Below are 11,498 nucleotides of genomic sequence, written 5' to 3'. Positions count from 1 at the left end.
TCATTTTTGCATTTTTCTGATTCAATTATAGAGAAATAGAATGCAATTTCAAAAGGAATGTAGAACATGGTAATAAATAGTAATAAAAGTAAAAATAGTTGATATTCAAATAGTAATAAATAGCAGTAAAAAGAAAAATACCAGGAATTATAACTGTGATGTAATTTGATCTGTATTCAATAATATTTACTTGCGCTAAATTAAAACCGCAAAAACGATAAAATACGTTACGATACGTTCTTTTACTACCATTTACTCGCATTTACTATCAGATCCTATCTTTAACTATAAAGTGAGTGTACCGTATTGCTTAGGTTTGACGAAATAAAATTTAGTAACAAGTTTAAATCGTATAAAAATGAGCAAGACAGTTGTAATTGTAGATGAGCATCTCTTTAATAAGTTAATGGGCAAAATTGATCATATTAACGATAAGATAGATAGTATCAATGTGGCCAAGAATGATGGTTTTAAAGACCGTTGGTATGTTACCGAAGAAGTATGTAAACTATTAAATGTTAGTAGGCGAACTTTGCAAACCATGCGCGATAATAAAATCATTGCCTTTAAGAAAACCGGACGCAAGATTTATTACAAGGCTTCTGATATTGAAGCCTACCTGGAAAGTATTAATGGATAATCCTTTGCAAATGGAATCAATTGAAAAAGATAAAACAGAACTGGGGAGGTCGCATCTTACGTTTGGTAAGATGTCTCTTCAAGAAGCCAACTTAAGATTGAAAACAGCTGAGGAATCTGAATTTCCATTAAGTATATTTCCGAAGTTTATCCAGGATACCATAATTGAGCTATACGACAATGGAAATTATAACATCGATTATACTGCTGTAAGCATTTTTACCGCCTTAGCTGGGATAATTGGTAATTCGTATCATTTGCGTAAACATATTGAATGGATAGAAAACCCATCTATGTGGGTGGTTTTGGTAGGTAAGTCAGGGCAGAATAAAAGTGCGCCCTTAAAAACAGCCTTTAAAGCCATAAAAAATCTGCAAAAGCAATACGACCAGGAATACGAAGCAGCCATAGCTAATTATGATCCTGATTTAGGTGAAAAGAAACCGACTAAGAAAAAGTTGTATTCTACCGACCCGACTTTTGAGGCTCTCATCAATATCCATAAGCAAAATCCCAATGGTATGATATTGATGCCCGATGAGTTTAAGAGTTTTATATTGAATTTGATTGGTTATAGCGGAACCTCAAAGCAAAGTCAGTTTTTATCCATATGGGATGGTGCACCTATTTCACTGGATCGTAAAGAAGTTGAAAGCTCTTCATTGAGTATGCCTTGTGTTTCAATCATTGGCAGTATTCAGGACGATGTGATTGCATCCTTTAAGGCCAAGGATATTAAAGACGGTTTCTTTGAGCGGATTCTTTTTGCAATTCCATTAAAAATGGAAAAGAAATATATCCAAAGAAAAAATCCGGATGATTATATGGTGGAGAAATTTCATTCGAGGATGAAAGCATTGATGGATAAAATTAAAGAGAGTATTAATACCATAGAGTTACCGTTATCAGAGAAGGCAGAGGACTTGTTTATTGATGAAGTAAACAAACACGTAAAGCCATCCAATAAGGATGCTGCCATATCTGGAATTCTGTCAAAACTCGATAGATATATACTACGGTTTGCCCTGGTCCTTGAAGTCTCCAATAGTTTTTTTGAAGGGCAGGTGATCGAGCAGGTAAGCGAAAGTTCAATGAAGAAAGCCATTATGCTTAAGGATTATTTCTTTTCTAATGCATTAAAGCTAAATCACATGGTTTTAAATGTATATGAGGACAATTCAAAGGAAGGTAAGGTATTTCAGGTTTTAAAGAAGATTGGCAAACGGGAATTTACCAACAAAGAGTTTATTGAGATGGCCAATAAACTCAATATAGCCAAGGAATCATATGCCTACCAATTGCTGAGCAATACAAAACTGGCGCATAAGAAACAGAAAGGTGTTTACGAAACAGATGTGCTCAATTAATCTTACTGCTGCCATAAAGGCTCAGAGAAAAATATGGAATATTGTAGAGTTTGCGTAGTTGTGGAGTTTGGTTGATTCACAATTATTTACGTGTGTAGTTTGAGTGTAGTAACTGTGGAGTATGGGGCACCACAGATAGTTCAATCATTATCGCAAATTTGATGGAATTGTGGAGTGAGTGGAGTTGTATGGAGTCGTAAATACTTGAAAAACAACAATCCTCCACAACTCCATAAACTTCACTAAAACAAAAAACTTTCCTTTATGCCAGATATTCGCTATTCATTGGAAAAATACAAAGGTCGATCAACCAGGTATCATTGTCCGAAATGTCATCAAAGGACTTTTACCAGGTATGTAGACCACCAAACCAACAAGTATTTGTCAAATTATACCGGGAGATGTAACCGGGTAGAAAAATGTGCATACCATTTTACACCTAAAATGTACTTTGAGAAAAACGGATACGAACCGGATGATTATTATACATTGACGCCTAAATCAAAAACAATTGTAAAACCACCTTCATGTATTGACCCAAAGTTAATGCTAACCTCTCTTACCAATTATCACCAAAATAACTTTGCTATAGGATTGAGTAAACTCTTTCCGGAGCATATGGTTTGGGAGGTATTACAGAGGTATTACGTTGGTACTGCCAAAGGAAATAAAACAATTTTCTGGCAAGTCAATCGAGTAGGGCAAGTACGAACAGGTAAAGTAATGCAATATGATGTTCATACATTAAAACGTAATGGCTACATCAATTGGGTGCATCATATTATCAAACAAAAGGACTTTAACTTGAAGCAAGTTTTCTTTGGCGCACATCTACTTATCAATAAATCAAGGCCAGTTGCTATTGCAGAAGGTGAAAAGAATGCCATTTTCGGTGCGTTGTATTATCCGCAATATAATTGGATAGCTGTAGGCTCCGTTGAAATGCTCAATCTACAAAAGCTAAATGCCCTCAAGGATTACCACGTTACTTTATTTCCTGATAAAGGAAAAGCATTTGAGAAGTGGAGCAAGATAGCCGAAAGTGCTTGCTTTGATGTTCGTGTAAATACCGTTCTGGAGTATACAGATTTAAATGAAGGTGATGATATTGCTGATTTGGTTATCTCCATAAAAAAGGAACAATATAATGCAAGTCCGGAAGCGCTTCTAGATAGGTTTAAAAAAAGGAATGATTATTTAAATCTATTATTGGAGATATTTGATTTGGGTGTTACAATTTAGTTGTCATATTCAAAATTGATTACATGAATCTGTTTTAAATTATTAGAGAGGAATTATAATACAGAAGATGATATTATAAATAAGAGCAATTTTAATTCTCAAAAATGGTCGCCATATTGCTACTCCAAATTACCAAAACATTCGATTTCCACTCCTAACATTTAAATAGTAATTACCAGTGATAAATGTAATTAAACAATGTTTATATCCAATAATTGCAGTTACCTTTACTAAAATTTAGATAATGTTAGTATCCGTAATTAGAAAAAATATCACATTCAACCCAGATCCAAGTCGAGTAATAGCTCGATTTCTGTTTACAGAAGAACAAAGGGCTATCAATACTATACGTTTTGTAGTAGACATGAATGAAGATGAGGCCTCCTTTGCATTAAAGCAAACCCTTAGAGACTATTCGATGCGTCATCGGAACATTTCTAAAATATTTGAGAAGCATTTTAATCGAATTAGGCACCTGTTGCCTCTTATGAATGTATTACCAGATACGATCGGGTATTCCAAAAAAATTCTCATTGGTTCCTATTTTACCATGGAATATTCAATTGAATCGGCTGCATTCTTTAATCCATCAATGGTAGAGCATCCTGACCAGAGCGAAATTAGTCCGGAAGCAAAAAGAGTTATATTAAGTTTCAGGGCTACAGGTGAGGGACATATTTCATCAATAGTTTTCAGAACAGGAATTATTGATAAAAACAACAAGTTAACTCTTGAGCCAATTGGCAATTTGCTTGAAGAAGCGGAACATATCCGTCGTCACACATATAATAAAAGCTTGTTTGCCCATAAGTTGGATGAAATGGAAGTACATGGAATCATTCCTCCTGCGTTAATTTTGGATAAACTAAAAGAAGAATTTACTTATGGCGAACTTCGAAAATGTATAGAAGATGCCCGTAAAGCTGTTCATTTAGCATCTGATAAAGAATTTCTTTTCAATCAAATCATTTGGCTGGCATCATCGCATTACGAACTTCAGTTCTCGTTGGATACGAATATATCGGAACGAGTTATTTTTCCGGTTTCAGCAAATGAAAGGAACGGTATTGAAGATGCCCGTTTTGTTAAGTTTGTTGATGACGACAACACAATTAAATACTACGCCACCTACACTGCGTATGATGGAGCCACTATTTTGCCAAAATTGCTGGAGACCGAAGATTTTTATCACTTCAAGGTAATGCCCTTACATGGCGAGATTGCTAAAAATAAAGGGATGGCACTTTTTCCACGAAAAATAAATGGTAAATATGCCATGCTTTGCCGAATAGACGGATTTAATAATTACATTGCTTTTTCAGATAATATTACTGTATGGCGTGAGGCCCAGCTATTGCAACAACCAAAATATCCATGGGAACTGATCCAAATTGGTAACTGTGGCTCACCTGTTGAAACGAAGGATGGGTGGCTGGTTATCACACACGGAGTAGGTCCAATGCGTGAATATGCTTTAGGGGCAGCCTTGTTTGACCTTGATAATCCTGAAAGAGAAATAGGACGTTCAAAAACCCCGCTTCTTTTTCCGAACTCTGATGAAAGGGAAGGCTATGTCCCTAATGTAGTGTATTCTTGCGGATCAATTGTGCATAACAATGATTTGATTATCCCATACGCTATGTCTGATTACTCATCTACTTATGCTTCGGTTAATTTAAAAGAACTTATTAATGAATTAAAGGGTTCAAAATAAACAATTTCGAAGCCTCATTTATTTTTTTGTTTTACTGAACCTTCCTAAAATTTTTTCATTATCCTTCCTTCAATATACTCACTCAATAAAGTGTGAATGATGTAACTTATTTGCAGAGTTATGTAATGCTTTCTTTTTTAGGCCAACATAACTTTATAAAAGAATTTTATATACAAAAAAAGGGGTCATGAAAAATTTACTTTATGTTATTGTTGCATTGTTGCTGGTAATTTGGGGAATCATTTTTTGGGGATTTAATTCCTCAGGAGCTGTTCATCTATTACTTGCAGTAGCAGGTTTAATTATACTTATCAGACTTATTTTTGATAAGCAATTATCGAGAAAATAATTTTTAATCTTAAAAACAACGAAAATGTATCCAAAACTAAAAAATCCAACATTATTTCCCGCTTGGACGGATAACTTTTTCTCCAGTCCAATGTGGCCAAATGAAGAATCTTACGTGGGGTTATCAATACCAGCAGTGAATGTTAAAGAGACTATTGATGAATTTGATATTGAAATGGCAGTACCAGGCATGGAGAAAACAGACTTCAAACTTGATATTGACCACAATGTACTTACCATCTCATCTGAAAAAATATTAAAAAAAGAAGATGACAATGAAAAGTTCACACGTAGGGAATTTAGTTACACATCCTTTAACCGTTCATTTACATTGCCAACCAGTGTAGATGAAGAGGCTATTAAAGCTACGTACAAAGAAGGCATTTTAATTATTAATATTCCCAAAAAGGAGGAAGCAAAGGAAAAAGGTCCAAAACATATCGAAATTGGATAAATGGCAAAGGGTGTCTTTAAACAGGCACCTTTGTTAGAGTTCGACACTCTTATTTTGGATGAAATGGTTGGGATTGCTGAAAATTTATAAACAGAAATAAAAAGGAAAAATATTATGAATTATTATTTATTAATGATTCCGGTTGTAATTATTTTCTTTGCAGGAATCAGAATTGTAAGGCCTACTCACCGTGGGCTTATTGAGAGGCTTGGAAAATATCATAGTTTTGCCAATCAAGGATTTCACTGGATTATACCACTTATCGACAGACTCTATCTGGTAAATGTAACTGAACAAATGATAGATGCAGAGCCACAGGAAATCATCACAAATGATAATTTAAATGCCAGTGTTGATGCACAGGTTTACTTCAGGGTGAAAGCTGAAGAGGAAAATGTTAAGGAATCAATCTACAATGTAAACGACTACACCTGGCAGATTGTGAACCTTGCTCGTACAACACTGCGTAATATCATAGGCACCTTAACACTTAAATCTGCCAACAGCGAACGTGGAAAAATTAACGATGCTCTATATAAAACACTGCATGACGAAACCAAGAGTTGGGGTATTGATATCGTTCGCACCGAATTGAAAGAAATCGACCCGCCTAAAGACGTGCAGGAAACGATGAATAAAGTAGTAAAAGCTGAAAACGAAAAAATAGCAGCTATCGATTCGGCTACAGCAGCTGAAACAGTAGCTGATGGCGTGAAACGAGCTAAAATTAAAGAAGCTGAAGGTTATAAGCGCGCTAAAATTCTTCATGCAGAAGGAGAAGCAGAAGCTATAAAGCTGGTAAACGAAGCTGCCGACAAATATTTTATTGGCAATGCTCAAATGTTAAGAAAATTGGAGGCATTGGAAGCATCCTTAGGAAACAATGCTAAAATAGTTATTCCAACAGGTTCTGAATTAGTGAATATTATCGGAGATATGGCAGGACTACTTCCGCTTGAAAGAAAACACAAAAGCGATTAGGATGTAACTTAGTTGAAACCTCGAATAGCTTAAAAAAGCCATTTGCAACATAGATATGAGAGTTATTCAAAATCAGGAAAAATGAAACGATCATGATAAAAGTATTCTCACACACGAGGATGACTAATTTGGCGAGTTTCATCTGACAAATAAAAAACAAATTATAATCATATGAAAAAGGTATTAATTGCTTTGGATTATGGACCTACTGCGCAAAAGGTAGCGGAAGTGGGATTCTCAATGGCAAAAGCCATGAATGCTAAGGTTATATTATTGCATGTAATAATAGATCCGGTTTACTATTCTACTCCAGATTATTCTCCGATTGTGGGCTTTACCGGTTTTATGGACGTGAGTCCTTTGGAATTAAATAGCATTGAAACACTTCAATTGGCATCGGAACATTATCTTGAAAAAATGAAACAACACCTTGGTGACAAGAACATCCAAATAGTCGTAAAGGAAGGTGAGCAAGCCGAAACGATCATAAAGGCTGCAACAGGCTATCATGCTGATATTATTGCTATTGGTTCCCACAGTCATAAGTGGTTAGAAGAAATGCTCGTTGGAAGCGTAACTGAGAAAGTTTTAAAGCAATCTTCTATACCGCTTTTCATTATTCCAGCGAGAAAACAAGAATGATGAACTTGATACTTCATCTGTAAGGATGATTCTATATGGATTGAATGATTTACCAAAGCAATGTCATTTTGCTACTGTTTTTATTCCAGATAGATAAGTGCTTAGTACCCGAATGATCCTCATCGTAAAGTTGATGCAATACTAAATGTGAAAGATGCAGAAGTAATGCAATAGATCAAAGTGGTTTAGAGACTGTTGTAATGGCAACAGAAATGTCCAGAAGAGTTTGGGATTACAAATGATGTTATTGTGTGAATAAAATACAGAAACAACTTATCAATACATTCAATTACCACCTACTTTGACATGGCCGTTCTCAGCGAGCTTGACAGATTTCATCAGGTTCAGGATGTAAACAATAGGATACCGGATTTGGGCAATAAGAGAGCACACCTCAAGGCTTATGCAGTACGAACTTGTCAAACACAAGCAATACAAAGAAAAATATGGTCTGGATATGCCTGAGATATTTAACTGAAAATGGAATGATTCAATATGAAAATGCAAAGAGCTCCATCTTAAAAACACCTGACATGAAAATATTTAAACGTCTTACAAATAGGCAGATAGAGGCATTGTTAAAATACCCTGTATATATTTCAATTCTGGCAGCAAGTCTTGATGATACCCTTGATAAAACCGAAAAAAAAGCTGCCATTGAATTTGCACATACAAAAACATTTACCTCCAATCCGGTTCTTACGAAATTTTATTTGGAGGCGGACAAAGTCTTTCTAAAAAATCTGGAACAACTCGAAAACGAACTGCCGAAAGATAAAATTAGCAGGGAGGCAGCTATCAAAAAGGAATTGGCAAATCTTGATAAAATACTAAAAAGGCTGGGGAAAAAGTACGTTATTGATGTGCATCAAAGTATGAAATCATTTAAAGATCATATTTCAAGAGCACATCACAATGTCCTGATTGATTTTATCTTTCCCATACCCATACCTGGATTGACGGATGGGTAGAGGTAATTCCATAATATAAAACAGTACATTAATCGATTGTGAAGTATGAAACCAAATACAAAGAGTAATAGAGATGCCGATGCAAATTCCAATGTAGCAGACGATATTACGTCTCTTTCTGTATCCGAATTAATGAAAAAACTGGGTTCTTCACAGGAAGGCCTTACACAGGCCGAAGCAACAAAAAGGCTGTCTCAATACGGATCCAACGAGATAGAAGAAAAGAAAACCAATTTATTACTAAAGTTCCTCACCTATTTTTGGGGCCCTATACCTTGGATGATTGAGGCAGCAGTAATCTTATCAGCAGTTGCCAGGCATTGGCCTGATTTTTTCATTATCCTTATTTTGCTAATCGCTAATTCAGTAATAGGATATTGGGAAGAACATGAAGCAGGCAATGCTATTGAAGCCCTTAAAGCCAAACTGGCTGTAAAAGCAAGGGTGAAAAGGGATGGAAAATGGGTCAATCCATCAGCATGTGAACTGGTGCCTGGTGATATTATCCGGTTACGGTTGGGAGATATTGTTCCTGCAGATGTTCGTTTGTTGGAAGGCGATCCTATAGAAGTTGATCAGTCGGCATTAACCGGCGAATCACTACCTGTTACACACAATCCTGGAGAAACAATATATTCCGTTTCAGTTATTCGCCGTGGTGAGATTGGGGCTCTGGTTTATGCTACCGGTACAAACACCTATTTTGGCAAAACAGCACAATTGGTGCAGGAAGCGCATACTGTCAGCCATTTTCAGAAAGCGGTATTAAAAATAGGCAACTACCTTATTTTTCTCGCAGTTACTTTGGTGGCAATAATTATTGCAGTAGCCATTTATCGTGGCGACCCGATTTTATCCACCTTGCAGTTTGCTTTGGTACTCACCATTGCAGCAATACCGGTTGCTATGCCGACCGTTTTATCGGTAACGATGGCAGTTGGAGCTCGCTTACTGGCGAAAAAAGAGGCCATTGTAAGTCGATTGGTGGCCATTGAAGAACTGGCCGGAGTTGACTTGCTTTGTGCAGACAAAACCGGGACCCTTACCCAAAATAAATTAACTCTGGATGATCCTTTCCTTATGGATAATATTACCGGTGGCCAGGTGATCTTGAATGGGGCATTGGCATCGCGAGCCGATAATAATGATTCCATTGATCTGGCAGTACTTGGAGGTCTTAAAAATAATGATGAATTGAATAACTATGAAGTGGTTCATTTTCAACCTTTCGATCCGGTACACAAGCGCACAGAAGCTACTGTTAAAGATAAAGATGGCAAGACATTTAAAGTAACCAAAGGAGCACCGCAAGTAATTCTTGAATTGGTTCATAATACCGATCAAATCAAGTCTGTTGTGGATGAGGCCGTCAATGAATTTGCAGCTCGTGGATTTCGCTCATTGGGTGTTGCCCATACCAATGGAGAAGGTAAATGGCAGTTCGATGGAGTGTTGCCTCGTTCGATCCTCCAAGAGAAGATGCAGCGGAAACAATCGCTATTGCACGCAAAATGGGAGTTAAAATTAAAATGGTTACAGGCGATGCATTGGCCATTGCTCAAGAAACTGCCCAAAAATTGGGTATGGGCTCGTCAATTTATGATGCCAGTGGATTGGATGATTCAAAACGAGTCGAGACTGAAGAAGTGGCCAAGTCTATCGAAAAGGCCGACGGTTTCGCGCAGGTATTTCCCGAACACAAGTTTCACATTGTAGATGTGTTGCAAAAAATGGGTCACATTGTTGGTATGACAGGCGATGGCGTAAATGATGCGCCTGCATTAAAAAAAGCCGATTGCGGTATTGCAGTCTCCGAAGCAACCGATGCCGCCCGGGCAGCTGCATCTATTGTACTGATGGCTCCGGGCCTGTCGGTCATTATTGATGCCATTAAAGAAAGCCGCAATATATTCCAGCGAATGAACAGCTATGTCATCTACCGTATAACTGAAACACTGCGCGTGTTGCTATTCATGGCCTTATCAATATTGGTATTCAATTTTTATCCGGTAACAGCCGTCATGTTTGTGATGCTGGCCCTTCTGAACGATGGCGCCATCCTGTCAATAGCCTATGACAAGGTTAAATACAAAGATCAACCCGAAGCATGGAATATGAGAATGGTGTTGGGTATTTCAACAGTGCTGGGTGTAATTGGTGTGATCTCCGCATTTGGTTTATTTTATTTGGGTGAACGTGTTTTTCATCTCGGCCGCGAACACATCCAAACCTTAATGTATTTGAAACTCTCAGTTGCAGGTCACCTTACAATCTTTTTAACCCGAACACGTGGCCCATTCTGGTCTATACGACCTGCGCGAATTTTGTGGATTGCCGTAGTCGGCACCCAAATCATATCAACTCTGATAGCCGTTTATGGATTGTTTATGACTCCACTTGGCTGGGGCTGGGCACTGTTTGTTTGGGGGTATGCATTGGTTTGGTTTCTGTTCAATGATCGTTTGAAATTATTGGCATATCGGGTTATTGATCCCGGAAAAACAAATACCCAATAACTGTGTAGTTAATCCTAATTTGTGCCTTAAAGGTGTGAATGTTGTAATATATATTTGAAGTTGTGTAACGCCTTTTGTTGAACATGGAGGTAACTTGGGTAGATATTGAATACTAATTAAAAAAAATACCATGAAAAAAACAGTATTAAAACACCTGACAGTTATTGGTTTTGTTAAAGGCGAAGATTTAACCAAATGCGAATCTTTAGAGAAAAAAATGGATGAAGCAAAGGAGAAGCTAAACTATGCCAGAAAAGAAGTTGATGAAGCCAAACAAAAACTAATTCTTGCAAAAAAAGAACTTAGTGAATCAAAGAAAAAACTTGATATTGCTCTTGATGAATCCCTTGAGAAAATTGAGAAAGAGAAAGATATAGTACCCGGTGGAATTTTGTTTTCAAGGGGTTTCAGTACCAATGCTATTAAAAATAAATACGAAGATGCAATAGCAGAATTGGAATTAAAAAAGAACGAAATAAGCAAAAGAATCGAAACGTATAAAAATGATGGTTCTGAGAAATGGGATTCTTTTAAACAGAAACTCAACCATGATATGGAAGAACTGGGAAAGGCTTTAAAAAGTTTTACTGTATATAATCAGTAAATTATGTCTTAAATAGTATT

At 36.7% G+C, this 11,498-nt stretch carries 12 protein-coding genes and 1 pseudogene; all 13 read left to right on the top strand.

The window, feature by feature from the left end; genetic code table 11:
• The first annotated feature begins 358 nt into the window (after window positions 1-358).
• The 13 genes and pseudogenes from KEM10_RS21455 (at window position 359) to KEM10_RS21395 (ending at window position 11,478) form a co-directional block, all read left to right on the top strand.
• Window positions 359-640: a helix-turn-helix domain-containing protein gene (locus KEM10_RS21455; protein WP_212219558.1), complete on the top strand. Its 282-nt coding sequence runs from the start codon at window positions 359-361 to the stop codon at window positions 638-640.
• Window positions 641-650: 10 nt separating this feature from the next.
• Complete coding sequence (locus tag KEM10_RS21450; protein ID WP_212219555.1) at window positions 651-2,006, top strand: DUF3987 domain-containing protein; 1,356 nt, start codon at window positions 651-653, stop codon at window positions 2,004-2,006.
• Between the two features lie 264 nt (window positions 2,007-2,270).
• The gene (locus tag KEM10_RS21445; protein ID WP_212219553.1) at window positions 2,271-3,248 is read left to right on the top strand and encodes a DUF6371 domain-containing protein; all 978 of its coding nucleotides are present in this window, start codon (window positions 2,271-2,273) and stop codon (window positions 3,246-3,248) included.
• A gap of 244 nt (window positions 3,249-3,492) precedes the next feature.
• Window positions 3,493-4,962 carry a glycoside hydrolase family 130 protein gene (locus KEM10_RS21440; RefSeq protein ID WP_212219551.1) on the top strand — a complete coding sequence of 490 codons (1,470 nt, stop codon included), beginning with the start codon at window positions 3,493-3,495 and terminating at the stop codon, window positions 4,960-4,962.
• A gap of 187 nt (window positions 4,963-5,149) precedes the next feature.
• Entirely contained in the window at window positions 5,150-5,311 is a 162-nt protein-coding gene (locus KEM10_RS21435) for a hypothetical protein (protein ID WP_212219548.1), read from the top strand.
• A gap of 24 nt (window positions 5,312-5,335) precedes the next feature.
• Window positions 5,336-5,764, top strand: a complete 429-nt coding sequence (locus tag KEM10_RS21430; protein WP_212219544.1) for an Hsp20/alpha crystallin family protein — start codon at window positions 5,336-5,338, stop codon at window positions 5,762-5,764.
• A 114-nt stretch (window positions 5,765-5,878) separates the two neighbouring features.
• A complete protein-coding gene (locus KEM10_RS21425; RefSeq protein WP_212219541.1) occupies window positions 5,879-6,745 on the top strand; it encodes an SPFH domain-containing protein in 867 nt (288 codons plus the stop codon).
• Window positions 6,746-6,916: 171 nt separating this feature from the next.
• The gene (locus KEM10_RS21420) at window positions 6,917-7,387 is read left to right on the top strand and encodes a universal stress protein (RefSeq protein ID WP_212219538.1); all 471 of its coding nucleotides are present in this window, start codon (window positions 6,917-6,919) and stop codon (window positions 7,385-7,387) included.
• 255 nt (window positions 7,388-7,642) lie between these two features.
• Window positions 7,643-7,852, top strand: a complete 210-nt coding sequence (locus tag KEM10_RS25020; protein ID WP_394369459.1) for a phosphoketolase family protein — start codon at window positions 7,643-7,645, stop codon at window positions 7,850-7,852.
• Between the two features lie 68 nt (window positions 7,853-7,920).
• On the top strand, window positions 7,921-8,358 hold the full coding sequence (locus KEM10_RS21410) for a hypothetical protein (protein WP_212219532.1): 438 nt from the start codon (window positions 7,921-7,923) through the stop codon (window positions 8,356-8,358).
• 45 nt (window positions 8,359-8,403) lie between these two features.
• Window positions 8,404-9,426: pseudogene (locus KEM10_RS24355) on the top strand (HAD-IC family P-type ATPase); the annotation flags it as partial.
• 365 nt (window positions 9,427-9,791) lie between these two features.
• Window positions 9,792-10,874 (top strand): HAD-IC family P-type ATPase, encoded by a 1,083-nt coding sequence (locus tag KEM10_RS21400; RefSeq protein WP_394369458.1) that lies wholly within the window; start codon window positions 9,792-9,794, stop codon window positions 10,872-10,874.
• A gap of 130 nt (window positions 10,875-11,004) precedes the next feature.
• On the top strand, window positions 11,005-11,478 hold the full coding sequence (locus KEM10_RS21395) for a hypothetical protein (protein ID WP_212219523.1): 474 nt from the start codon (window positions 11,005-11,007) through the stop codon (window positions 11,476-11,478).
• Window positions 11,479-11,498 lie beyond the last annotated feature (20 nt).

It is taken from the genome of Carboxylicivirga linearis (genome assembly GCF_018271995.1).
In the GTDB taxonomy this organism is placed as follows: Bacteria; Bacteroidota; Bacteroidia; order Bacteroidales; family Marinilabiliaceae; genus Carboxylicivirga; species Carboxylicivirga linearis.
This window is presented reverse-complemented; position numbering and strand designations above follow the sequence as displayed.